Below are 24,760 nucleotides of genomic sequence, written 5' to 3'. Positions count from 1 at the left end.
CCTATTCCCCTTTTATGAAATAATAAGTTCTTGTTTCTCGATATGTTCCATTACGCTTTCGAGTTCCTGCATCGTTTCTATCGTAAAGTGCGCCCCATTTTCAACGAAACGATTGCGAACTACTTCTATTTTTTCACGAAGTTCTACCGAATCCATATTCTCCACTTCTTCTTCCGTTAAACCGAGCTCGCTACTGCCAAGAATTACACCAACTGTCCACATTCCAGCATTTCTTCCCTCTTTCATATCCGATACCGTGTCTCCAACTTTTATCATATGATTCATTGGATATACACCAAGTTCCATCGCATTTTTATAACACATCCACGGATATGGACGACCCGCTGGAACATCATCAGGCGTTACAAGAAAATCAGGTTTATACCCTTGTAGCGCTGCTTCTCTTGCTACAATATCCATCATTTCTCTCGTATAACCAGTCGTTGAACCAATTTTAATTCCTCTTTCACGTAAAGAAGCAATCACTTCTTTTACTCCATTAATCGGTGACGCATAGCGCGGTAAAATAGCGAAGAGAATTTCTTCAAATTCTTCATACATCTCCTGAATATCTGCTTCTGTTGGGAATTGTCCGAAAACACGATTCCACTCACTCGCAATACGAGGCATCTCTGTTAATGCCCTAACATGATCAATTTTCAATAACCCCATTGGCTTACGAGCTTCTTCTGCAGTAATTTCAACACCGCGTTTATGGAAAATCTCCATAAATACTTCCAGTGGTGCAAAACATCCATAATCAACTGTCGTACCCGCCCAATCAAAAATAACTGCTTCTATTTTCATTCAATCCATCACCCTTCTTATTTATCTTTTTTGCCATTGTGAAGTTCGGTTACGAAGTGCTTTCGTTCCCCATTCATATACAACTCTTACTACAATATTTGTAACAACAATAAGTACACTCATTGCAGCTGCTGGTGCTACATTTCCTGCATCATCCATGTTTACAATTGATACAGCAGCTAGTTTAAAATCAGCTGCATATAGGAATACGACTGCCGAAACAGTTACCATTGAATTTACGAAGTAGTACATTACCATTTCTAAAATCGCCGGTAAACACATCGGTACTGTTACTCGAAAGAATGTTTTATAAAACGGAATTCCCATCGACTGTGAAACAAGTTCAAACTCTCGATCTAATTTCTTTAAAGCTGTCGTTGCCGTAACAAATGTTACAGAATAAAAATGAATGATATTGACTAGTACTAGCACAGCGATTGTTCCGTATAGAGAATGAAACGGATTCGTTACGGAAAGTCCAAAGATTTGTATGGTTGGTTGACTAAAGAAGAAGACATAGCCTAACCCAAGTACTAAACCTGGTATCGCTAAAGGGACAATAGAGAAAAAGTAACCTGCTTTTCGGAAAAATTGTAGCTGATCTATTTTCTCAATCGCATAAGCGAACATAAATGTTAAAACCGCTCCAATAACCGCTGTGATTGCTGAAACAATTACGCTATTTTTAAACGCTTCAAGTCCATCTCCTGTTAAACTAGAAAAATTAAAATGCTCAAATGTAAAGCTCATATTATATGGCCATACTTTCACACTTGCCGCAATACCAACTGCCACAAATAATAGAATGATCATAAGCGTTACTACGCTACAATATGCGAATGAAATAACATCTCGTTTCTTATTATTTATTATTCTGTAAGGTACTGATTTGGAAGATAAGAGATTCGCCTGCTTTCTTTGCGTAATACGATCAACTGCAAATGCAAATATAGCAGGGATTAATAAAATCATTCCGACAGTTGCACCCATTGGCATATTCTGTTGCCCAATTACTTGCTTATATACATCAGTAGCAAGTACATTATATTGTCCGCCAACAATTTTTGGTGCTCCAAAATCAGTGAAACTAAGTGTAAACACAACGAACATCGCACTAATTAATCCGTACTTTACACTAGGTAAAGTAACAGTGAAAAATTGCTTTGTTTTACTCGCTCCTAACATATTAGAAGCTTCATATAAACGATAATCAGAACCTTGAAAAGCAATTAATAATATAAGAAATGCTTGCGGAAATGTATACATGACTTCAGCCATCACAATTCCTACTGGTCCATATAAAGGGATTTGTATCCCTTCAAACAAACCAAACATTCCTTTCGTTACTAGCCCTTGATTACCAAATAAATATGTCAGTGCGATACCGTGCATCATCGTTGGTGCGAATAGTGGTAACAACGCAACATATTGAAATACACGCTTTCCAAACACATTCGTACGAGCAATCGCATAGGCGTAAGCGAAAGCGAGTGTCACTGCAATAATTGTTGTCGCGCCCGAAATCCATATCGTATTTTGTAATGATTGAACTAGCGTCGGTGTTGTGAAATATTTACTAAAATTCGCAACGCCAATGAAAGCTCCATCTTTATCGTAAAAAGCTTGTGTAAACAATTGTAATAGGGGTAATACAAGCATGATCAAAAAAGCAAGAAGCATACCAATAATTAATAGTCTTTGTATCCACTCTTCTTTACCAATACGTCTCTTAATCTTTTTTTTCGTACTTTCTACCTTGAAATTTTCTAACATCTCCATCTATACAATGACCTTCTTTCCATATGACAACATATGATTTTCTGAGAAAGAGATTTGAATCGGTTTTCCTTTTCTAATAGCGGTTTTTTCTACTTCTGATGCCAATATATCCACTACAATTTTCTCGTTATAAAGATGTGTTTTTTCTTCTACGACTCGCACTTCTGTCCGATATACAGATCCTCGGAATTCCATGCTTTCCACAACCGTTTTAATACCATCATTTTGTACAACTATTACATGTTCAGGACGAATTGCATGTTCTTCATTATTTTTCGAAAAGAAATTAATAGAACCAATAAAATCTGCCACAAACGGATTGGCCGGTCTTTGATAAATCTCCTCTGGTGTTCCAATCTGCATAATTTCCGCATGATTCATTACAACAATTTTATCAGCCATCGTTAATGCCTCTTCTTGATCATGCGTGACCATAATAGTTGTTACTCCTACTTTTTCTTGCAAATCACGCATTTCTCTACGTAACTTTTCACGTACTTTTGCATCTAAAGCAGATAACGGCTCATCCAGTAACAAAATATCCGGAGACAGAGCGAGCGCACGTGCAAGTGCCACTCGCTGCTGTTGTCCACCAGACATTTGAGCAGGATATTTATCTTTTACATTCAGTAAATCAACTAGTTCTAACGCCTCCAACGCTTTCTCTTTTACTTCTGCTTTTCCATATTTTTTTGTCTTTAAGCCGTGTTCAATATTTTCAAGTGCTGTTAAATTCGGAAATAATGCATACGATTGAAACACCATTCCGAAGTTCCTCTTTCCAGGAGGTAATGCTGTAATATCTTTTCCATTCACAGCTATACTACCTGTTGTTGCCTCTTCTAACCCTGCTAAAATTCGAAGCAATGTCGTTTTCCCACAACCACTTGGGCCTAATAAACATACAAACTCATTTTTTTTCACAGTAAAAGAAATATCTTTTAACGCTGTAAATGCATCAAACTGTTTTTGAATGTGTTGAATTGATAAATATTCGCTCATTTTTTCTCTCTCCCACTCACTTACTTTTTCGGTTCTGCTTTTTGGCCAAACTCTTTTTCCCATTTTTCTAAAATTTTGTCGCGATTTTCTGCTGCCCATTTAAAGTCATTCTTTTTGTATAACTTTTCTGTTACATCTTTAGGGAATCCATCTGGAAGTTTATAATCATTTTTAATTGTCGCAAATCCATTTTTCTCGAAGTATAACTTCATTACATCATCAGTAATTGCCCAATCTAAAAATGCTTGCGCTAATTTTTCATTTTTTGCATTATCTTTTTTAATAAGTGCGTTCGCTTCTACTTCCCATCCTAATCCTTCTTTCGGCAATACAACTTCAACTGGTGCACCTTTTTGTTTCTCTTTCAAAGCACTATAAACCATCGATACACCTACTGGATATTCACCCGCGCCTGCTAATTTCGCTGGTTTTGATCCTGAGTGAGTATAAGTTGCCATATTATCATGAAGTTTCTTCATGTAATCCCAGCCTTTATCTTCACCCATAATTTGTAACCATGCAGAAACTGTTAAAAATCCTGTTCCAGAAGAAGCTGGATGTGGCATAACAAGCGTTCCTTTATATTCTGGTTTCGTTAAGTCTTCATATGATTCTGGCATCGGTAAATTTTTCTTCTTTAATTCTTCTTTATTTACAGCAATCCCTGTCATAAATGCAGTGTTTCCTACCCATTTTTCTGGTTGCTTATCATCTTTAAATTGTGGAAGAACACGATCTGCTCCTTTTGGAGAGTATCCTTTTAACATATCTTTTTTATCTAAAGCTAATAGGCTTGATGCAGCAGTCCCCCATACAACATCTGCTTGTGTATTCTTTCCTTCAGCTAGTAGTTTCGCTGTAATAACTCCCGTTGAATCACGAACAATGTTCAATTTCACATCTGGATATTTCTTTTTAAAAGAATCAAGATAAATTGGTACAAGTTCTTCTTCGATTGCTGTGTAAACAGTTAATGATCCAGATAATTTATCATCTTTCACTTTTGCTCCAGCACTTTCTTCTTTCTTTGCACCACACCCCATTAATAACGAAAATACCATTCCAGTTGCTACAGCTTTAAAGATTGTTTTTTTCACTGTCTCTCTCTCCTTTTACAAATCTTATGTACAACTCAAATATAAACAACTAGTGTAAAAGCAGTATTAAACCAACATTAATCTTTTGTTTGTTGTTTGTTTTTGTGTAATACGTTGCTACTTCTATGTTTTTTCACATTTTTCTGCTAATAATGAACACTAAATTTACAAATAATTAAAAAAACCTTTATAATCCCACAAAAAAATGAGGCGTTTGTAAAAAACGCCTCATTTTTGTTTACCTTTTTTTGAATTACGATTTGCATACTTCGCGCTATTTTCTCCTTCATACTCTAATGCAAATTCTGCATCTGGTAAGCTTTCTTTCGGAGTTTTATTATTGTTGATTGCCGCATTTTGTTTCACTTTTCTTTTTACCAATACATTCACCTGCTCTCAAGAATTCACTTTCTACTCTAGTTTGAAGCAACATAAAATAATTATTACTGGCAAGTGTTAACAAGTACATAAGAGTCGCTAGATGGAAATACTACGGCAGAAAGCATTATAAAAAGGAGCGATTATTTTGAAGAAGAAAGATAAGATTCAATCACCCATTTTAGATGAAACGCTCCCGCATCAAATGAATTTTCCATCTTTTAAAGGAACAGGAAAAAAGATGCAACAACCTTTCATAAACCAATATGACGTCGTAATCGGAGACAGTAAATATAATTCCGAGAACAGTCCGCTTAACAATTGGAGTGATGAAGTAGATCCTGCCATTATGGCTGGAGAAGAATGGATCCATCCTACAAATGATATTGGGTGGATTTCAGAAGAAAATCAAGAGTTACTAAAAAACGAAGTGGATAATAAGAATGACGCTTTTATGCATCCGCAATTTGGCATTAACGACTAAAAAACCATTCTACCTAACATAGGTAGAATGGTTTCATACTAGCCAATAATAATTCTCTCTTTCGGATATTTATAGCGAGGTGGCTGTTCTCTTCCGCCACTAGCTAAAATAAATGTTAAAATACCAACACGCCCGATAAACATAAGTACAATAAGTACAAGTTTACCAACAGTTGTTAAATCAGGCGTAACACCTGTTGATAGTCCCGTCGTTCCGAAAGCAGAACAAACTTCAACAATTAAGCTCATAAGCGGTACATTTTCCGTAATAGATAAAATGAATAGCGCAGTAGCACATAACAAAATCCCCATCGTCATAACGACAGATGCTTTCAGTACATCCTCTTCATGTAGCTGACGTTTGAAGACTCTAACTGTTCTACCGCCCCTTGCAAAGGTGTATAGTGACAATATACTAACAGCAAATGTTGTTGTACGTATTCCGCCCCCAACCGAACTTGGAGATGCTCCTATAAACATTAATATACTCATAAATAAAAGCGTCGGTTGTGACAATTCACGTATATCCATCGTAGCAAGCCCACCACTTCGCGTCGTCACAGATTGGAATAATGTATAGAAAACTGTTTCATGCCATGACTTTCCTGCTAAAAACTGGTTTCGCTCTAACAAAAAAATCATAATTGTTCCAACGATAACGAGTGCAAAAAATGTTGTTGTCGTCAATTTTGTAAATAACGAAAAACGAAATAGTTGCTGTCTCCTTTTACTAAGGAATTGTTTCACTTCCATTAATACAGGAAAACCAATTGCTCCTAAAATAATAAGTAACATATGAATCATTTGAACAATATAATCTTTCTTATACGGAATTAGCGATTGCCCTGTTAAATCAAATCCGCCATTCGTGGTTGCACTAACAGCCGCAAAGAAACCGTGAAAATAAGCTTCTTGCCAAGTTGGAAAGTAAAGTAAGAATCTTGTACCTAATAATATTGCTCCAATAAGTTCTATCGAAATAATTACAATTAAAATAGAACGCATCAATTCTACAAGGCCTGATAAATTCCCTTGATTATGGTCTGCCATAATGAGCCTTCTTCTCTGCAAACCAATCTTTTTCCCTGTTATAATCCAAACGAACGTACCAAGTGCCATAATTCCTAAGCCGCCTAATTGTAAAATAAGGGCTAACATAATAATTCCCGCCGTAGTAAATGTATCTGAAATCGTAACAACAGACAATCCCGTAACACTTACCGCACTAACAGATGTAAAAAGTGCATCGATAAATGTCCATTTCACACCAGCCTTCGTAACAAACGGGAAACTAAGCAATATCACCGATACAACTACTGCTAATAAATAAAACAAAACAATGAGTTGTACAGGACGTAATTTTTGTAAAAACTTTTTTATATCTCTCATTCCATCACTTCGCTACCTTTTTTCTATCGATTAAATAAAGAAAAATTTTCACTTCCTTTATTTGTGAACAACTGCTCGAATAATTTGGCAAATACCATTCCATACACCGTTCCATTACCTCCATACGGTAATGCGTAAAACAAATTATGTATCTTTTTGTCTTCTTTTAAAATCGGGAGACCATCATGACTACCACCAAATGCCGCTGCCCAATAGTAGTCTGCCTGTATATTTTTATACTGCGGGAACATCTCTTTTACAATGTTAATAAGGATATCACGCTTATGCAATAATTTTGTGTCACCAATCGGTTGAATTTTCATCGCTTCATCTAATCCACCTACAATAATGCGATTTTCATACGTCCGAAAATATAAGTAAGGACGTGCTGTTTCCCAAATTAATGATTGCTCATGCCATCCTTCAAATTGATCTATCTCATTTGTCACAACCGCATAAGATGTCTCTACTGTTGTATTTTTTTCTATCTTTCCAAAAAGCGCTTCATAGCCTGTCGCCATAATAATATTCTTTGCTACAATGCGATTTCCTGTTTTCGTGTAACAAATTAAATCATTTTGGCGTTTTTTTATATGTAATGCCTCTGTATGTTCATGTATTGTGGCTCCCATTTGATTTGCCTTATGTAAAAGGCTATGCGCTAATAAATACGGATTCACCTCAGCATCACCGTGTGTATATAATGCCGCTTGTTTTGTGAAGGAATAACGTTCCTTAATATCGAATTCTGTAAAATACTCAACAGGAAATCCATAATTCTGTAACGTATTGTACTCCTCTTGTAAAAATGAGGCGTCCTCACTTTTACTTGCATAATATAAACTACTTCGCGGAATAAAATGGGGATCAATATCGAGAGTCGGTACAACATTCTCCATTGTTCGTAACGCTTCGTAACAAAGCTTATATGCTCGCACCCCTTTTTCTTCACCAAATGTATGGATAAGTGAGGTTAACGATTTATCATGAAGAAATTGTAGTAAACCTGTATTAGCAGCTGTGCTACCGCAGGCGATTGCTCGTTTTTCAATGAGCATAACACTCATGCCAATTTTCGCTAACGAATACGCGATATGAGCACCAGCTTCTCCACTTCCTACTACAAGCACATCACATATCATATCATTTTCTAACAGTGGATAACAAGGTACAGAAACTCCTGTATTCCAAAACAACTTACCGGTCATAAGTTTCATAATTATACTCCTAAAATATAAATTTCTCCTTTCTATGTTTTGTTATTTCCCATAAAAAAATCCAACTAACATATGCTAGTTGGATTTTTTATTTTTACTTCGAACGCTCGTCAAGCCAATCTCCAATCATCGGATAAGTTTGTTTTACCGCTGTTCCGCCGTAAACGATAGACATATGCCCTGTTGGTAAACATACATATTGTTTATCTGTGCTAGAAATATGATCTAGCAATGCTTCTACTTGACATGGTAGGGCAATATGATCACGTTTTCCGGAAATATTTAAGACATTTGCCTTAATATTTGCAAGATCTACCTTTTGTCCACGAATAACGAGCTCACCCTTAACTAGCTTATTATTTTGATAAAAATCACGAATCCACTGTCTGTATGATTCACCAGGGAACGGAATGCCATCACCAACCCACTTTTGAACCAATCTCCAGCTTTCGACGAAGCGCTCATTCTCTGAACGATCTACTAAAGCAACATATGGACCAACAAAGTTCGTAATTGGCTTTAACATTTTGTTTCCGAAATCAATCATTTCTGGCGGAATATTTCCAAATGTATCAACCGCTTTATCTAAATTGAAGTATTTCTCATCTAATAAAGGACCATACAATCCTGTTTCAGAGAAATCAAAAGGACTTGTCATGAAAATTAAATTACGAATTGGCATGTGCGGATGCAGTGCTGCATAAATAGATGTTAGCGTTCCACCCATGCAATAACCAAGTAAAGAAATCTCGTCCGATTTTGCAGTTCGCATTACTTTTTTTACTGCTTTTGCAATATAATCAAACACGAAATCATCAAATTTCAAATGACTATCTTCTAAACCAAATGTGCCCCAATCGAGCATATACACATCAAAACCACGGTCCACTAGATATTCCACTAAACTATTTCCAGGGGTTAAGTCCATAATATATGGTTTATTAATAAGAGCATATATTAATAGAATTGGAACTCTTTGTGTTTTTTCTTGTTTTGGAATGTAGCGATAAAGCTTCGTCTTATTCTTTGTCCAAATAACCTCTTTCGGTGTTAATCCTACTTGTGGCTCTGGTTCACGTAATAAAATTTCACTCGCCCTTTTCACTCGACGGTATGCTTTTCGGTACTCTTCTGGGTATAGCTCTAATTGCTTTTCCCATTCTGTTGCGAATGTAGTCATTTTTCTATCTCCTTTTTGGTCGATTTCCTTCTAAAAAAAGAAGTGCATTCCTGCTATGGATATGCACTTTTTTCTTACTTCATTACATATATAATCCGCCGTTAATGTTTAATTGCTGACCTGTGATATAAGCACCGTCACGGCATAGGTATACTACACCTTTTGCAATTTCATCAGCTTGACCAAAACGTTTTTTCGGGATTTTAGCAACGATTTTTTGGCGTACTTCTTCTGGTACTTCTGCTACCATTTCAGTATCAATAAATCCTGGGCAAATAGCGTTTACAGTTACATTTGTTTTTGCAAGCTCTAATGCTAATGATTTTGTAAATCCTAGCATACCTGCTTTCGCTGCTGAATAGTTTGTTTGTCCAAATCCACCCGCTTGACCAATAATAGAAGAAATGCTAATGATTCTTCCTTCTTCTGCTTCCGTTATGTATGGAAGTACAGCGCTAGTCGTATTAAATACGCTGCTTAAGTTCACGTCAATTACGCGCTCCCAATCTTCACGATTTAACTTTTTGAATGTACGATCTCTTGTAATACCAGCATTATTAACAAGAATATCAACTTTACCAAAATGATTCACTGCTTCTTCTACAAGTCGGTTTGCATCTTCTACTTTAGAAACATCCGCTTGAACTGCATAAACGTCATGTCCTTCTTTTCCTAGTTCATTTACTAAGTTTTCAGCTGCTTCTTTACTGCTATTATAGTTAATAACAACTTTTGCTCCCTCTTGTGCTAGCGCTACTGTAATCGCTTTACCAATCCCTTTTGCCCCACCTGTTACGATTGCTACTTTTCCATTTAATTGAACCATTTCTTTTCCCCCTTAAATGAATTTGTGAACGACTATTATGAATCATTTTGGTACTCATACAATGGAGTCCCTATATAATTATGTTTCGCTGTTTATACATAGAAAAGAGATTCTCCCTCTCTCTTTTATCTGTTATAAACAAGCGCTATTATCACTTTTTATTTTCTGGCTTATTCGTAGGTTTTACTTCTTCTTTTACAGGTTCTTGTAGTTTCGCTAGTACTGCATTTTGCTTTTCTAGCAATTCTAAAATTTGATCAACTTTCGTTTCTAATGTGCGAAGATCTTGTTTTACTTTCGTAACATCACGCTTTAATGTAGGAGCCTGTCCTAATGAATCCACTTTCTCTTCTAGAACTTCCTCAATGTTATCTACTTTATTTTCTAAGTTAATAACAAGCGTAGCCACTCTAGCGATATCCTCTTTCGTAGGCACATTTACCTGCTCTAAATAGTTTTTTGTTGTATCATTTAATGCTTTTTGATAAAACAAATTCAAATCTAGAACACTGCCCATCCAAGCAGAATATTCTTCTGTTTTAATTGTTTCATTGAGCGCTTTTCCCCAAAATGTTTCGGTTTGTTCATAAGCATTTTTCCATGCTTGTAGTGGATCGAATTTTTGATCAATCACTTTACCTACACTCCCTTTTTCGTTTTTGAAACAATTCAACCTATTCACTATTTTCTAATATTCTGAATAAAACTTCAAGTCTATATTTTATTTTTCTTTATTTTCCAACAAATGTATTGACATTAAAAACAGATAGGTGTAAATTGCACTTATAAGCAAAAAATTCCATCTAACTGATTCATGAGGTGATGCACAATCATGCTACAAAATGAACCAGAACAACGCGAAAGTTTGGAGAACAACCAAGCAAAACAACCAAACTCCATGCCAAAAAACTTCTTAGTTCCCTTCTTACTTCTCTGTCTAAAAGACTGGAGTCTTCATGGTTACAAACTTATTCAAATGCTAATGGATATCGGCTTTTCTTCGGTTGACCAAGGCAATGTGTATAGAACACTACGCAAATTAGAAAAAGAAAATCTTATTTCTTCTACTTGGGATACAAGCGACGGAGGGCCAGCAAAAAGAATTTATTCTTTAACTGAATATGGAGAGCAATATTTAACAACATGCGCGACTTCTTTTGAGCATTACCAAAATATGCTGCGGACGTTTTTCACGTTATACACCAACGCATTCTTTCCATTTTCTACTTCTCCAGAAAAGGATGAAAAGGATTCTTCATCTTCACCTGGTGGTACAGCAGAGTAATCTGCGTTCACAATATGCAAAAAAACATTTGGGGGTCAAACAATGGAAACTAAGCCATACGAATTAGTCGATGCATTTTGGAAAAACTGGTCTCAATCTCTTTCCCTTTTCTCTTCAGCAGGGAAACAATTAGAGCAACTTACTTTAGAAACGTTAAAACAACAACAAGACGCTTTGCATAAATTAACATCAGGTGTAGATGAACTAGAAAAAGAACTACACCAATTCACTGCTCAGTTCAATAACCAATATACAGATTACGTGAAGCAAATAACTGGAAACTCCTTAAATGACCAAATTAACGAGTGGCAAGAAAAATGGAATGAGCTTTCTACTCAAATGCACCAACTTACTGTTGCTCCTACGAAAACATCTTTGTCTATTCTTACTCAAACAAGTGGGCAATTTGAAGAAACAACAAAGCAATTTATCGAGCAACAACAATCGCAACGTGAAGAGGTTCAAAAACAGTTAGAAGTTTTTTTGGGAGAGTTCAAGTCCAAACAACTAGAACTCGCAAAGCAGTTCGAGGAAAACTCAAAAAATCTATTTACTTCCATCAAGTAAGAAAAATGTGGCAACTAACTGCAGCACAAACAAAACTCTTTCTTCCTCCTACTACATCAAGATGGCTGGCATTTTTCGATATGGAAAAGAAGGAGGACAAAATGAATCCATTTCAAGAAGCACAAACTGTTCCAGAGCTTCGTTATGATGAGATTCAAGTCGGTGACCAAGCATCATTAACAAAACAAATTACGGATGAGGACGTTATCAATTTTGCAAAATTGACTGGAGATGTGAATCCCATTCATATTTTAGATTCGTTTGCAAAAACGACAATGTTTAAAGAACGTATTGCTCATGGCATGCTCGTTTCCAGTTTTATTTCTACCATTCTCGGAACGAAACTCCCTGGCAAAAATACGATTTATTTATCTCAAAACGTTTCATTCCGCGCTCCTGTCAAAATCGGCGATACACTTCGCGTTGTGGCAGAAGTCATCAAAAAACGGGATGATAAAAAAATCATTACATTACAAACAAACATTTATAATCAATCCGATGATATTGTCGTGGAAGGTACAGCGACAATACTGAAAAAAGAGTAGCAAATTCGCTACTCTTTTTTCTATCCAAGAACTTCTAATCACACCGATTACTTCCGGGTATGAGTACGTTATTTCCACATAAAATAATGGTACCAGTTCAGATAAGTATTTAACTGGATTGGACTACTCATAAGGATGTGTATCAACATGGTAAAAACAAACAAATTACTAGTTCCAGGTGCTGAACAAGCGCTTGAACAATTTAAATATGAAATTGCACAAGAATTCGGTGTAAGCTTAGGATCTAATACAGCATCTCGTTCTAACGGATCAGTTGGCGGTGAAGTAACAAAACGCCTTGTTGCTTTAGCTCAACAACAATTACGTGGATAAACCTATAACATATGGCTTAGAGGCAGATATTCTCTGCCTCTTTCTATTTTTAACATACATAATCGTGCTTTTTCACATACTAGTAAGAGCAAACTGAAAGGAACGATATGTAACATGAAACGGATTAATATTCGCATGAGTCCTCCCCGCGTTCTTACTTTGTCTTTTATTATGTTATCAATTATCGGTACATGCTTATTAAAACTACCAATTGCTACAACAACGTCTATTTCATGGCTCGATGCTTTATTTACAACCGTTTCTGCTTGTACGGTTACAGGGCTTGGTGTTGTGGACACGGGAAAAGTATTTACCTTATTTGGCCAATGTGTCATTTTAACGCTTATACAAGTGGGCGGACTGGGCATTATGAGCTTTGCCGTTTTAATCGCGATTATGCTCGGCAGAAAAATTGGTCTTCAAAATCGAATTTTACTGCAACAAGCGTTAAATCAAACGAATATCGGCGGTGTCATTCGTCTTGCCAAAGCATTATTTTTATTCTCTTTTACCGTTGAATGTATCGCTACGTTGATTCTTTCTTTTGAATGGGTACCAAAATACGGTATTGCTAAAGGGGTCTATTATAGCTTTTTCCATTCGATTTCTGCTTTTAACAATGCAGGTTTTTCTGTGTGGAGTGATAATTTAATGTCCCATTCTCATAGCGTTCTTGTCAATCTCGTTATTTCCTCCCTCATTATTTTAGGTGGGATTGGTTTTACAGTAATCGTAGATATAAAGAGAAAGAAAAATTTTAAAAACCTTACATTACACTCAAAACTTATGCTCTCTTCTACTCTAATCATTAATATTATTGCGACTGTTTTTATTTTTATATTCGAGTTCCACAATTCTCTTTCTATGAGAGGCTTTAGCCCATTTGAAGAGGGAATGGCTGCTTATTTTCAAGCCATTTCAACGCGAACTGCCGGATTTAATACGGTTGATATTTCTGCATTATCCAAACCTTCCTTACTATTAATGATGCTCCTTATGTTTATTGGTGCTGGTAGCGCTTCAACTGGTGGTGGGATTAAGTTAACAACATTTTTAATCATGTTTTTTGGGGTATTTAAATTTTTAAAAGAACAAGATGATATTGTCGTATTTAAAAAATCAATTAAAGATACTCTCATTGTCAAATCATTGACCATCACTATTATTTCTATTTCATTTATCTTTTTCGCTATTTTAATTTTAAGTATTACTGAGCAAGTTCCTCTATTAATGAGTGCTTTCGAAGTATTTTCAGCATTTGGGACTGTTGGCCTCAGTATGAATTTCACCCCCCACCTAACTATGATTGGAAAAGCTATTATTATCTTTATGATGTTTTTTGGGAAAATGGGACCTTTAACATTGGCTTTTTCCTTTGCACGTAAAAAGAACCGGAAAATAAAATATCCGAATGAAGATATTTTAACAGGTTGACAACCGTATAAATTATCCATATAATGAGAATACAATAGCATATCTCCAAAGGGGAGTAGCGTCCAAGAATGTTTCTTGGAAACAAAGTCGTCATTACGTAGAACTTAGTTCTTCCGGCTTTGTTGGCATTTTCATTACATATGTCTAGCAAGACCTTTGCCTATTAACGGCAGAGGTCTTTTTTGTATTCACTACCAATTTCTTCCAAAGTTAATAGGCAGGAGTATGGGGAAACTAAATAGTGGGGAAATTCTTCACTTATTTAGTACTTATAGAAATGAGAGGAGAATGTACATGGATGTATCATTATTATTGGAGTATGGTTGGGTATTACTCATCCTAATTGCACTTGAGGGGATTTTAGCGGCTGATAACGCGCTTGTTCTTGCAATTATGGTAAAACATTTACCAGAAGAAAAACGTAAAAAAGCACTATTTTACGGATTAGCGGGGGCATTTGTTTTCCGATTCGGATCGTTATTCATGATCTCGTTCTTAGTCGATGTATGGCAAGTGCAAGCAATCGGTGCAATTTACCTTATGTTTATCGCTGGTAATCATTTATTTAAAACGTATGTTAAAAAGAATACGGATGAAGAAACAGAAGAAAAAGAAGCAAAGAAAAAACAAGAGAACTTTTGGTGGACTGTATTTAAAGTTGAGGTTGCAGATATTGCCTTTGCAGTTGATTCTATTTTAGCTGCCGTTGCATTAGCAATGACTTTACCGAAAACAGGATTAGGTACAATTGGTAGCCTTGATACAGGACAATTCGTTGTTATCTTTGTAGGTGGACTTATCGGATTAATCATTATGCGATTTGCAGCAACTGCTTTCGTACAAATATTGAAACGTAAACCAGGACTTGAAACTGCAGCATTCTTAATTGTAGGTTGGGTTGGTGTGAAACTAGCAGTTTATACGTTAGCACACCCTGCATTAAATGTAATTCCACATTCATTCCCAGAATCTACACCATGGAAGCTTACATTCTGGATTGTATTAGTTGGAATCGCAGTTGGCGGTTGGTTCTTCTCGAAAGAAGTAGAAGTAAAAGTAGAAAAGAATTTAGACGAAAAAGCGCTGTAATTACAGCGCTTTTTCTTTTTTTCCCTTCCCCCTCTCAATGTCCAAAAAAATTCCATTATACTATTTTTTGTAAGCGTTTTCTCTATGTATGTATGTCCTTTTTGTGAAACATTACACAAACTTATTGAAACTATGACAGAATCCATGTACTTTATTCATATAAGGAGTATTTATAGATGATGTACTAAAGGAGCGTATTACTCATGCTAGAACAAGGATTAGATTATGTTGTCAAACTGGCTAAGAGCAAAAAACAAATGTTAGATACAAACCCGATGCAATATTTCATTCGTGCCGCACTTGCGGGTATTTATATCGGTTTTATTATTGTACTATGTTTTAAATTAGGTAACTTTTTTCACATTGCAGATTCACCAGCAACTTATTTAGCTGCTTCTATGTTTTTCGGTATTGCCCTCGTACTTATTATATATGGCGGTGCTGAATTGTTTACTGGAAACACAATGTACTTCACTGTAGCAACTTTAAGAAAAGAAACAACAATTGCTGATACACTTCGTAACTGGGTTGCTTGTTATGCAGGTAATTTAGCTGGTGCTTTGTTCTTTGCCTTACTATTTTATGCAACTGGCATTTTTGAAGCAATTGATCACGGTCATTTCATGAATAAAGTAGTAGAAGGAAAAATGAATACACCTACAATGCAACTATTCTTTAAAGCAATTTTATGTAACTGGCTTGTATGTCTTGCTTGTTTCTTACCTTCTCAAGTTAAAGGTGATACAGCAAAAATTATGATGATGATGATGCTCGTTTTCACATTCTTCTTATCTGGTTACGAGCATAGCATCGCAAACTTATCACTGTTTGCTTTATCTTTAGTTTCACCCCATCCGGAGACAATTTCTTTTGCAGGTGCTATTCATAACTTAATTCCAGTTACAATCGGTAACATTATTGGCGGGTCTGTATTTGTCGGTATGGTTTACCATTACTTAACAAAGAAAGCACCTGACGTGAAACAAGAAGAAACTGAATTAGTATCAGCTCAACAAGAAGAAATCATTCCTCTGCAAGCTCATATGAAACATTAAAAACTCCAAAGTTTTACTTTGGAGTTTTTAGCTCCCCACATATGTAACAACAAGGTGAGGATTTATCTCTCCTTCTTTCTTCCCCTTATTAATCCTCTGTTTCATCTTGTACATACCGATGACATCATTCGTATGAAGACGGATTTCATTTACATATAAACCCTCTTTACAAAAAACTTCTACAAAATCTAATCCACTTTTTCTCCCCACCCCATATTAAAGTCAAGGGAAAGAATATTCACATCATAATCCCGAACTATTTGTAAGGCACATTCTACTGTCGTTGCCGGCACATACCCGTATGGACAACTTCTTTGATCATCCATATATACATTCATTTTCTATCACCTCTCTATTTTGTATATGTGACCAACATATAACATATCGCCCCAAGGCTAATAAAAGGGCCAAACGGAATTTGAGTCCTCATTTTCATACGTTTTAATATTATAGCAGCTCCAAAGAAACAAAGACTAAAGCAAGATGCTAAAAATAAAATCAGAAAAATCCCTTTCAGTCCCACTATAAATCCAAGTAACGAAAGTAATTTTATATCTCCTCCACCAAGCCCTTCTGGATATATCTTTTGCATGCAATATAACAAAATGAATATAACGCCACTCCCAACTATACTATCTGTCAAAGTAACTAACGGCACAAAAGCACATTCTAAAATGAGTAAACAAGCAAACCAAGCTAAAATGCGATTAGGGATTAACATATATATGTAATCTGTAACTGAAATAATAAGAAGTAACGAAAAAAGCGATAAAATGATGATAAGCTCTCGTTCCACCCCAATCATATATACAGTAAGAAGAAATATTATTCCGGTTATAAGTTCAAATACTACATACAAAATTGAAATTTTCCTCTTACAATTCGTACAACGTCCTCTTTGTATACAAAAAGAAATGATTGGAATTAATTCTTTTGGCTTTAGCACGTACTTACAATAATGACAATGTGAACGAGGGGTAATGATAGACTCACCTTGTGGAACTCTCATCGCAATTAACATAAAAAAAGAACCAAACACCATCCCCACTAACAATGCATATAAATAAGTGAACATCCCTTCCTCTCCTTTCCAGAAGAACATAGCAAAAAAAGGAGAGAACTTCTACTTCATATTATCTCTATTCTATTAAAAAAGCAGGCCATTTTCTGGCCTGCTTTCCCCTCTTTTATACGATGAAATATACTGCTTTTAATGGTCCATGTACCCCGACAACAAGATTCATTTCAATATCTGCCGAGTTACTAGGTCCTGTAATAAAGTTAATACAAGATGCCACTGTCTCGCCATTTTCTACACGTGTGTTCATATCCTGAACTGCTTGTGTAATACGAGGCACAAGTGTTTCACGTGGAATAATAGCAAAGTATACAGTCGGTAAAAAGTGTAAAGAACGTCCTTGGCCTTTATGACTTTGTACAACAATCGTACCAGATTCCGCTAAAGTATAATCACTAAATGCAATTCCAATATTCGTTCTTTCCGCGATACGCATATTCTCTTCTTTTTTCTCCGGGTCCCATACATTCACTTCAACATTTTGCTTTGGAAGCTCTTCTTTAAATAAAGAAGTCAGCCCATAAGAATCAAAACGTTCATCCGCTGATAACATAATAGGTCCCCCGCCGTTTTCCATGATTACCTTTTGAATATCTTCACGTAAACGGTCGTTTGTCGTTTCCACAACAGTTGTATGAATGTTTGTACATTGATTTTTAAATACTTCTAACAATTCTTCTTGTGAATAATCTTTTAACGTTTCTTTATTCACATTATTTTTCCATGCTGGGCGTTCTACACCATCCGTTTTACGTGCGCGTCCAAGTTCTTTTGCAATATTATCTAGAAAGGACTCACGGTTTTGAATTAATCCTGTCATTATTTGTCCCCGCCTTTCTTATGATCTTTATACCAATCACGGAATCGTTCTTTACTTGGAGCCGGGAATTCACGAATATCTGTCCAGTTTTTAAGTGGCCCAACACCTTTTGATACACGGTTACCAGATGTAAATGGGCTCATTGCTGCTGGCGCCATTTTTGATCCCATTTTATATAAAGCTGCTGAAGATGCGCCCATACTAAACATTTTCATTGCTAATTTTTCTGCAAGTGGAGCACGCCCTTCTTGCTCAACGATAACTTGACGATGTTTTAATAATAAATCATGCAATGGAATTTTTACTGGACAAGCTTCTGTACACGCTCCACATAAACTAGAAGCATAAGGAAGCTCTTTATAATCATCATATCCGCCTAAAAGTGGTGTTAATACCGCACCAATTGGTCCTGAGTATATAGAACCATATGAATGTCCACCAACATGACGATATACAGGGCATACGTTAACACACGCAGCACAACGAATACATTGCAATACTTGGCGGAATTCAGATCCAAGAATTTGAGAACGACCATTATCGACAACAACTAAGTGGAATTCTTCTGGGCCATCTACTTCCTCTTCTTGAATTGGTCCCGCTACAGTTACATAACTTGTTAACTTTTGACCTACTGCACTACGACATAGTAAACCCACTAAAACATCTAATTCTTCCATTGTCGGAACCATACGTTCCATACCCATAACTGCAATTTGTGTTTTTGGAATCGACATAACAAGATCGGCGTTACCTTCATTCGTTACTAAGCAAAGCGAACCAGTATTTGCAACAGCGAAGTTACAACCTGTCACACCAATTTCTGCATCCATAAATTTTTCACGAAGTTGTTTACGAACAAACTTCGTCATTTCGTAAGGATCATCAGAATTTTCATAGCCAAGCTTTTCTTTAAATACATCACGAATTTGCGTTCTATTTTTATGAAGTGCAGGCGCAATAATATGTGAAGGTGGATCGTTATCTACTTGCAAAATATACTCTCCTAAATCACTTTCTAACACTTCACAACCAATCTCTTCAAGCGCATGGTTCATACTAATTTCTTCTGTTACCATCGACTTTGATTTTACTACTTTTTTTGCCTGCTTCTTTTTCGCAACATCTTGGATATACTTTGCTGCTTCCTCTTTCGTTTTCGCAAAGTACACATGGCCGCCTCTTTTTGATACGTTTTCACTTAACTGCATTAAGTAATAATCAAGATTTTCTAACGTATGTTGACGAATTTCTTCACCGAGTTCACGCCACTCTTCCCAGTTTCCTAATTCGTCCGCTGCTTTTAAGCGATTCGTATATAAGCGCGTTTGTGCAGAAGATACTGCTCCGCGCATAAACGAATCTTGAATTCCATCGCCAACGCGATCATTAAATTTTTTCTCACTGATTTTCATAGACATAGCTTATGTTCCCCCTTCATGAGCGACTATTCAGTACCTCAGCAATATGCATTACTTTTATTTCTTTTCCTAAACGCTCAATACGTCCGCCAATGTTTAACAAACACCCACAATCTGCACCAATTAAATAATCAGCACCTGTTTCCATTGCACTATCTACCTTTTCATCTACCATTTGCTCAGAAATTGGAGTCATCTTCACTGAAAACGTTCCCCCAAACCCGCAACAATTTTGCACATTTGGCAACTCTCTCACAGTTAATCCTTTTACATTTGACAATAAAATCCCTGGTGCCTCTGTTACTCCAAGCATACGTGTCATATGACAAGATTTATGAATAGTAGCTATCCCTGGTAAACTTGCACCAACATCAGTAACCTTTAAAACATCTACAATAAATTGTGTAAATTCATATGTTTTATCAGCAACTTTTTTTGCACGTTTAGCCCACTTCGGATCATCTTTAAAAACATGCGGATACTCATGAAACATTGTCGCACAAGAACCAGATGGCGTAACGATATATTCTGCATCTTCGAAAGTTTCAATCATATGTTTCATCGCTTCTTTTGCTGCTTCTACATGGCCGCTATTATACGCAGGCTGACCGCAACAAACTTGCGCTTCTGGAAATTCAATTTCACAACCTAAACGCTCCAACACCTCAACTGTTGCTTTGCCGACGTTTGTTTCAAACATATCGACTAAACAAGTAACAAATAAAGTAACTTTCATAATTATTACTCCCCCTTTTTACAACTCCACCAACAAACATATGGTCATCAGATGACTAAGGAGAGAAGAAATAGGCTCAACCATGGCCTATCCTCTCCCTCTTCTAAAGAAAACGCTTACTTAATCTCTCTCTATTTTATCAGAAAATTAGATTTTTAAAAGATTAAATTAAGAATTTATATCGTTTCTACCTGTGACAATATGCTCTACATTTGTTAAATGATCTAGCATTGCTTGCTGCGCTAATTCTACATCTTGCTTTAACACTGCATCATATATAACTTGATGCTCTTCTATAAGTCGTTCTGATGTTGTTTGTTCACCATATAAAATAATGCGTCTTGATTCACCAATCGTTTCAGCAATCATCTCTGAAACATGATTCATAAGTTCAATCAAAATGTTGTTATGCGAAGACTCCGCAATTCCCATATGGAACTGAAAATCTGCTTTTTCACCAGCTTTTTCATCTCCAACGCTCTTTGCCATTTCATCTAACCAATGCTTCATATTTTGCAAATTATCTTCCGTACGTTTTGCCGCAGCTACTCGAACTGCCCCCACTTCAAGCACCTTTCGTACTTCTAATAAATTCAAAATATCTTCTTTCTTCATCAATAATCTATTGTTTAATGATTTTGTTAATGAAGAAGAATCGAAGTTCTTCACATATGTACCTTCTCCTTGTTTCATCTCAATTAAGCCCATTGCTCTTAGCGCGCTTAGCGCTTCACGAACAGCAGATCTACCAACTTGAAACTGCTCAGCTAATTGATGTACAGGAAGTAGTTTGTCACCAGGTTTTAACGTACCATTTTTAATCATTGTTAAAATAGCTTCAGATACTTCTTCGTAAATCTTTTTCGGTTTAATAGATTTGTACTCCAGTTAAATCACCTCAGTATCTTCCAAACAACAATTGAAACGATTTATAAGAACTTTGCATCATAACTATTTTAGAACGAATTAGTAAGAAGTACAAATGTTTTGTTCATAAAATCGTCAAAATTCCGATATTTATTACATATTAATTTATATCTTACGTATAATTATTGTCTTCAATATAAAGAACATGCTCTAAAAATTAGAACATGCTCTCTTCATCCTGTATTTTCAATTTAATACTAACTGTCGTTCCATTCCCTTTTTCACTTTCAATTCGCCACTCTCCATCATGTATATGAACAATTTGTCTTACAATTGCCAGGCCTAAACCTGTTCCACCATGTTGACGACTTCTCGCTTTATCAACTCGGTAAAAACGTTGACCAAGATTGTCTAAATGCTCTATATCAATTCCTATTCCTGTATCTTTTATTTTCAATTCACAATAATCGTCTATTTTCTCTAAAGTTATTATGAGATCTCCGTCTTGATTCGTATATCGTATCGCATTATCTAACACATTATGAAGCACTTGTTGCATACGATCCTCATCGATCATTACAATAATCTCTGGATCTAAATTTGTTGCAATACGAATTTTCTTTTCTATAAACTTAATTTCATACGTGTCTAATACATCTTCAATCAGTTGTGAAAATACGATAGGTTGTTTCTTTAACGGAAAATGTTCACCTTCTAATTGTGCTAAATCTAATAAATCATGAACGAGACGCTGCATGCGATCTGCTTCTTTATGAATGAGCTGTGTTACTTTTTCCTGCTGCGGTCCCTTCGCTACACCATCTAAAATAGCCTCGCTATATCCTTTTATATAACTAAGCGGTGTTCTTAGTTCATGCGAAACGTTAGCCAAAAATTCCTTACGCTTTACGTCTTCTGTCTCTAAAGAATTTGCCATTTTATTAAATGCTTTTCCTAATCGCCCAATTTCATCTTCGGAAGAAATTGTAATTCGTTCTGAGAAATCTCCCGTAGCTAAATGGTTGGCAACTCGTTCCATTTGCGAAAGTGGTCTCGTAATAGCAATAATAATTTTTCTACCAATCCATATTGTCAGTAAAGTAATAGCAAGTGCTAACGGTGCTAAAATAAGTCCCATATCATATATTAAGTCTTTTATACTTTTTAAAGGAATATAAGAATATACAATGCCAACTAATTTCTTATTTTCTAAAACAGGGATGACAACCCCCATAATATTACGATCAAAATGTTCCTCATATCCTATCTTTGTTACAGTTTTTCCATCTAATAAAGATTGCCTGTCCCCTTCACTTATAAGAGAATGATGATGCACATCAAAAGGTAAACATGCGCTTAAATCACGTGGATTAGATACGAAAAGAACATCTGAACTAGATATTTGATCAAATGCTCTTACTTTCTCTTCAAAAGTTGATATTCCTTCACGCTTATCATATTGCGCAGCAAGACGCTTCCCTTCCATTACTAATGAATCTTTTAAATTATCAACGTATAGTTTTTCATACGAATATAAAGATACAAAGTAAAGAAACGAAACTGTTACAAATACTGCACATACTACTGTCAGCCAAAGCTTCTGTACCATCGTAAACATACGTTACACCTCAAATTTATAGCCTACACCCCAAACAGTTTGAATGTAGTTTCCACTTTCTCCAAGCTTCAAACGCATCGTTTTCACGTGCGTATCTACTGTCCTTGTACTTCCGGCATAATCATATCCCCATACCTTTTCCAGCAATTGTTCCCGGCTAAATACTTGTCCCGTATGTTGGCAAAGAAAATAGAGTAGATCAAACTCTTTTACTGTAAGAGAAATCGGTTCACCATCAGCCTCAATTTTCCTACTTTTTTCATTAATAAGAATCGGTCCAAACTGAATCTCCTCTTGTTGTTCTTGCTTTGTATAACGTCTTAATACAGCTTCCATACGAGCGATTAGTTCACCAGGACTAAATGGCTTTACAATATAATCATCTGCTCCCATACGTAAGCCGTTCACCCGATTCCACTCTTCACCTTTTGCTGTTAAAAATATAATTGGCACATCTGACGTTTTTCTAATTTCTTTACAAACTGAAAGTCCATCCATCTCTGGCATCATAATATCTAGTACAACAAAATCATAATGATCCGTCTCTAATTTTTTTAGAGCCTCTTTTCCATTTTCAGCTTCTCCCCACTCGTATCCGAAATTATCTAAGTACATTCCAACAAGCTGCCTCATATCACTTTCATCATCTACAACTAATACCCTATATTTATCCATTGTCCTTCCCTTCCCTCTCTATGAGTTGAAATGGCCCTTTTCCTACTTTAATTGTTTGTTTTATTTTCAAATTCTTCATATCCATGACACATACTTCATCACTATCATAACTTGCTACGTATCCTTCTGCTCCGCTCTTTAAAAATGCAAATGGGTTCGATCCTACTTCTACAGCAGACTCCTCTTTATACGTGCTAACATCAAACTTTCTAAGCGTATTCGAACCGTGACTTAATGTATATACATACTTATTATCATTTGTTATATTCACAGGCATAAACGGAGCGTGTAAAGAACGTACCATTTCTCCACTCTGCAAAGAATACACTAATACTTTCTCATTGACTTGATTTCCATCACCATGTCCGCCAATCCATATTTCTTTCCCATCCGGACTAATTGTTGCTCCCGTTGACGCTGGGGGAATCATAAAGGATTGTATCACTTCTTTTTTCTTTGTATCAATTATCGTTAGCTTCGTATCATAAAAGTTTAATACAGATAACTGGTTATGGTACTCTACCATCGTTATTGGTCCTTTTCCGGTTGACACACTCCCTGTCTCTTTTCCTTTTATCGTAAAGAACCTTACCTTTTGAGCAGTTTGATCGGCAGCAAATAATTGTTTCTCATCTCCGGATACAATCACATTTACAATACCTTTTCCAGTTTTATATTTTTCCACTTGTCGTCCTTCGGCTAGTGAATATACATACATGTACTCTAACTGCTTACCATATACAAGTATATCCTCGCCGTTTGGAAGTAGTGCAATTCCTGCCATTGGTTCATTAAGTTCCCATGTCGTAATTAACTTTTTAGTTTGTTTATCAACAAAACTAATACTACCTTCTTTTATATTCGTTGTTATAATAATGCTTTTATCTTTAGCAATCGGTGTATATGAACTTCCTTGACACCCTACTAATAGAAATAAAAAACAGAGAAGAAAAACATACTTTCTCAAAAGATTCCCTCCATCTTCGGATGATTTCGTTATAATTGTAAAATAACAAATAAATGTGTGGAAAGTGTGAAATTTCCCTTTCTTACTTCATTTACATATATAATGTACAACA

General features: G+C 35.9%; 26 protein-coding genes and 1 pseudogene. 8 read left to right on the top strand and 19 right to left on the bottom strand.

The features are described from left to right. Nucleotides 1–12: 12 nt before the first annotated feature. The 5 genes from phnX to ATN06_RS06900 all read right to left on the bottom strand — a co-directional run bounded on the left by phnX (nt 13) and on the right by ATN06_RS06900 (nt 5,066). Entirely contained in the window at nt 13–807 is a 795-nt protein-coding gene (phnX, locus tag ATN06_RS06920; RefSeq protein ID WP_060630053.1) for a phosphonoacetaldehyde hydrolase, read from the bottom strand. A gap of 21 nt (nt 808–828) precedes the next feature. Continuing rightward, a complete protein-coding gene (locus ATN06_RS06915) occupies nt 829–2,586 on the bottom strand; it encodes a putative 2-aminoethylphosphonate ABC transporter permease subunit (RefSeq protein ID WP_060630052.1) in 1,758 nt (585 codons plus the stop codon). Continuing rightward, entirely contained in the window at nt 2,587–3,588 is a 1,002-nt protein-coding gene (locus ATN06_RS06910; protein WP_060630051.1) for a putative 2-aminoethylphosphonate ABC transporter ATP-binding protein, read from the bottom strand. A gap of 20 nt (nt 3,589–3,608) precedes the next feature. Next, entirely contained in the window at nt 3,609–4,685 is a 1,077-nt protein-coding gene (locus ATN06_RS06905; protein WP_044741031.1) for a putative 2-aminoethylphosphonate ABC transporter substrate-binding protein, read from the bottom strand. 228 nt (nt 4,686–4,913) lie between these two features. Further along, a complete protein-coding gene (locus ATN06_RS06900; protein WP_000240799.1) occupies nt 4,914–5,066 on the bottom strand; it encodes a hypothetical protein in 153 nt (50 codons plus the stop codon). 145 nt (nt 5,067–5,211) lie between these two features. On the opposite strand from ATN06_RS06900, the gene ATN06_RS06895 reads away from it, so the two are divergent. Then, on the top strand, nt 5,212–5,547 hold the full coding sequence (locus ATN06_RS06895) for a DUF3905 domain-containing protein (protein WP_060630050.1): 336 nt from the start codon (nt 5,212–5,214) through the stop codon (nt 5,545–5,547). 38 nt (nt 5,548–5,585) lie between these two features. On the opposite strand, the gene ATN06_RS06890 is transcribed toward ATN06_RS06895, so the two are convergent. From ATN06_RS06890 to phaR, 5 genes are all read right to left on the bottom strand, one after another. Then, complete coding sequence (locus ATN06_RS06890; RefSeq protein WP_060630049.1) at nt 5,586–6,935, bottom strand: TrkH family potassium uptake protein; 1,350 nt, start codon at nt 6,933–6,935, stop codon at nt 5,586–5,588. Between the two features lie 23 nt (nt 6,936–6,958). Then, nucleotides 6,959–8,152 (bottom strand): NAD(P)/FAD-dependent oxidoreductase, encoded by a 1,194-nt coding sequence (locus tag ATN06_RS06885; RefSeq protein ID WP_060630048.1) that lies wholly within the window; start codon nt 8,150–8,152, stop codon nt 6,959–6,961. Nucleotides 8,153–8,246: 94 nt separating this feature from the next. Further along, the gene (gene phaC / locus ATN06_RS06880) at nt 8,247–9,332 is read right to left on the bottom strand and encodes a class III poly(R)-hydroxyalkanoic acid synthase subunit PhaC (protein ID WP_060630047.1); all 1,086 of its coding nucleotides are present in this window, start codon (nt 9,330–9,332) and stop codon (nt 8,247–8,249) included. An 82-nt stretch (nt 9,333–9,414) separates the two neighbouring features. Beyond that, on the bottom strand, nt 9,415–10,158 hold the full coding sequence (locus ATN06_RS06875) for an acetoacetyl-CoA reductase (RefSeq protein ID WP_000250412.1): 744 nt from the start codon (nt 10,156–10,158) through the stop codon (nt 9,415–9,417). Nucleotides 10,159–10,309: 151 nt separating this feature from the next. After that, a complete protein-coding gene (gene phaR / locus ATN06_RS06870; protein ID WP_000566952.1) occupies nt 10,310–10,792 on the bottom strand; it encodes a polyhydroxyalkanoic acid synthase subunit PhaR in 483 nt (160 codons plus the stop codon). Nucleotides 10,793–10,990: 198 nt separating this feature from the next. Between phaR and phaQ the strand changes: the two genes are divergently transcribed. From phaQ to ATN06_RS06835, 7 genes are all read left to right on the top strand, one after another. After that, on the top strand, nt 10,991–11,443 hold the full coding sequence (gene phaQ, locus ATN06_RS06865; protein ID WP_000939954.1) for a poly-beta-hydroxybutyrate-responsive repressor: 453 nt from the start codon (nt 10,991–10,993) through the stop codon (nt 11,441–11,443). 42 nt (nt 11,444–11,485) lie between these two features. Then, entirely contained in the window at nt 11,486–12,010 is a 525-nt protein-coding gene (phaP, locus tag ATN06_RS06860; RefSeq protein ID WP_060630046.1) for a polyhydroxyalkanoic acid inclusion protein PhaP, read from the top strand. A gap of 101 nt (nt 12,011–12,111) precedes the next feature. Then, nucleotides 12,112–12,555 (top strand): MaoC family dehydratase, encoded by a 444-nt coding sequence (locus ATN06_RS06855; RefSeq protein ID WP_060630045.1) that lies wholly within the window; start codon nt 12,112–12,114, stop codon nt 12,553–12,555. Nucleotides 12,556–12,702: 147 nt separating this feature from the next. Then, nucleotides 12,703–12,888: an alpha/beta-type small acid-soluble spore protein gene (locus ATN06_RS06850; RefSeq protein WP_000241212.1), complete on the top strand. Its 186-nt coding sequence runs from the start codon at nt 12,703–12,705 to the stop codon at nt 12,886–12,888. Nucleotides 12,889–13,002: 114 nt separating this feature from the next. Further along, nucleotides 13,003–14,322: a TrkH family potassium uptake protein gene (locus tag ATN06_RS06845; protein WP_060630044.1), complete on the top strand. Its 1,320-nt coding sequence runs from the start codon at nt 13,003–13,005 to the stop codon at nt 14,320–14,322. Between the two features lie 294 nt (nt 14,323–14,616). Further along, entirely contained in the window at nt 14,617–15,411 is a 795-nt protein-coding gene (locus ATN06_RS06840; RefSeq protein WP_000383326.1) for a TerC family protein, read from the top strand. A 203-nt stretch (nt 15,412–15,614) separates the two neighbouring features. Continuing rightward, nucleotides 15,615–16,466, top strand: coding sequence for a formate/nitrite transporter family protein (locus ATN06_RS06835; RefSeq protein ID WP_060630043.1), 852 nt, complete (start codon nt 15,615–15,617; stop codon nt 16,464–16,466). Nucleotides 16,467–16,493: 27 nt separating this feature from the next. Here ATN06_RS06835 and ATN06_RS29370 read toward each other — a convergent pair. The 9 genes and pseudogenes from ATN06_RS29370 to ATN06_RS06790 form a co-directional block, all read right to left on the bottom strand. Continuing rightward, a pseudogene (locus ATN06_RS29370) lies at nt 16,494–16,804 on the bottom strand (cyclic-phosphate processing receiver domain-containing protein). 14 nt (nt 16,805–16,818) lie between these two features. Beyond that, on the bottom strand, nt 16,819–17,541 hold the full coding sequence (locus ATN06_RS06825; RefSeq protein ID WP_060630042.1) for a prepilin peptidase: 723 nt from the start codon (nt 17,539–17,541) through the stop codon (nt 16,819–16,821). Nucleotides 17,542–17,653: 112 nt separating this feature from the next. Continuing rightward, nucleotides 17,654–18,364, bottom strand: a complete 711-nt coding sequence (locus tag ATN06_RS06820; RefSeq protein WP_060630041.1) for a LutC/YkgG family protein — start codon at nt 18,362–18,364, stop codon at nt 17,654–17,656. Next, a complete protein-coding gene (locus tag ATN06_RS06815; RefSeq protein WP_000061914.1) occupies nt 18,364–19,785 on the bottom strand; it encodes a LutB/LldF family L-lactate oxidation iron-sulfur protein in 1,422 nt (473 codons plus the stop codon). The genes ATN06_RS06820 and ATN06_RS06815 overlap by 1 nt, the downstream gene beginning before the upstream one ends. Nucleotides 19,786–19,801: 16 nt before the next feature. Beyond that, on the bottom strand, nt 19,802–20,521 hold the full coding sequence (locus ATN06_RS06810; protein ID WP_060630040.1) for a (Fe-S)-binding protein: 720 nt from the start codon (nt 20,519–20,521) through the stop codon (nt 19,802–19,804). A gap of 168 nt (nt 20,522–20,689) precedes the next feature. Continuing rightward, entirely contained in the window at nt 20,690–21,379 is a 690-nt protein-coding gene (locus ATN06_RS06805) for a FadR/GntR family transcriptional regulator (protein ID WP_254904405.1), read from the bottom strand. Nucleotides 21,380–21,605: 226 nt separating this feature from the next. Next, nucleotides 21,606–23,006 (bottom strand): sensor histidine kinase, encoded by a 1,401-nt coding sequence (locus ATN06_RS06800; protein ID WP_060630039.1) that lies wholly within the window; start codon nt 23,004–23,006, stop codon nt 21,606–21,608. A gap of 3 nt (nt 23,007–23,009) precedes the next feature. Continuing rightward, entirely contained in the window at nt 23,010–23,681 is a 672-nt protein-coding gene (locus tag ATN06_RS06795) for a response regulator transcription factor (RefSeq protein WP_060630038.1), read from the bottom strand. Then, on the bottom strand, nt 23,674–24,648 hold the full coding sequence (locus tag ATN06_RS06790; protein ID WP_060630037.1) for a YncE family protein: 975 nt from the start codon (nt 24,646–24,648) through the stop codon (nt 23,674–23,676). Before ATN06_RS06790 ends, ATN06_RS06795 begins: the two co-directional genes overlap by 8 nt. Nucleotides 24,649–24,760 lie beyond the last annotated feature (112 nt).

The sequence above is a fragment of the Bacillus thuringiensis genome, assembly GCF_001455345.1.
Lineage (GTDB): Bacteria > Bacillota > Bacilli > Bacillales > Bacillaceae_G > Bacillus_A > Bacillus_A thuringiensis_N.
Note: the sequence above shows the minus strand (reverse complement) of the source record. Positions and strands in the feature narration are given on the sequence as shown.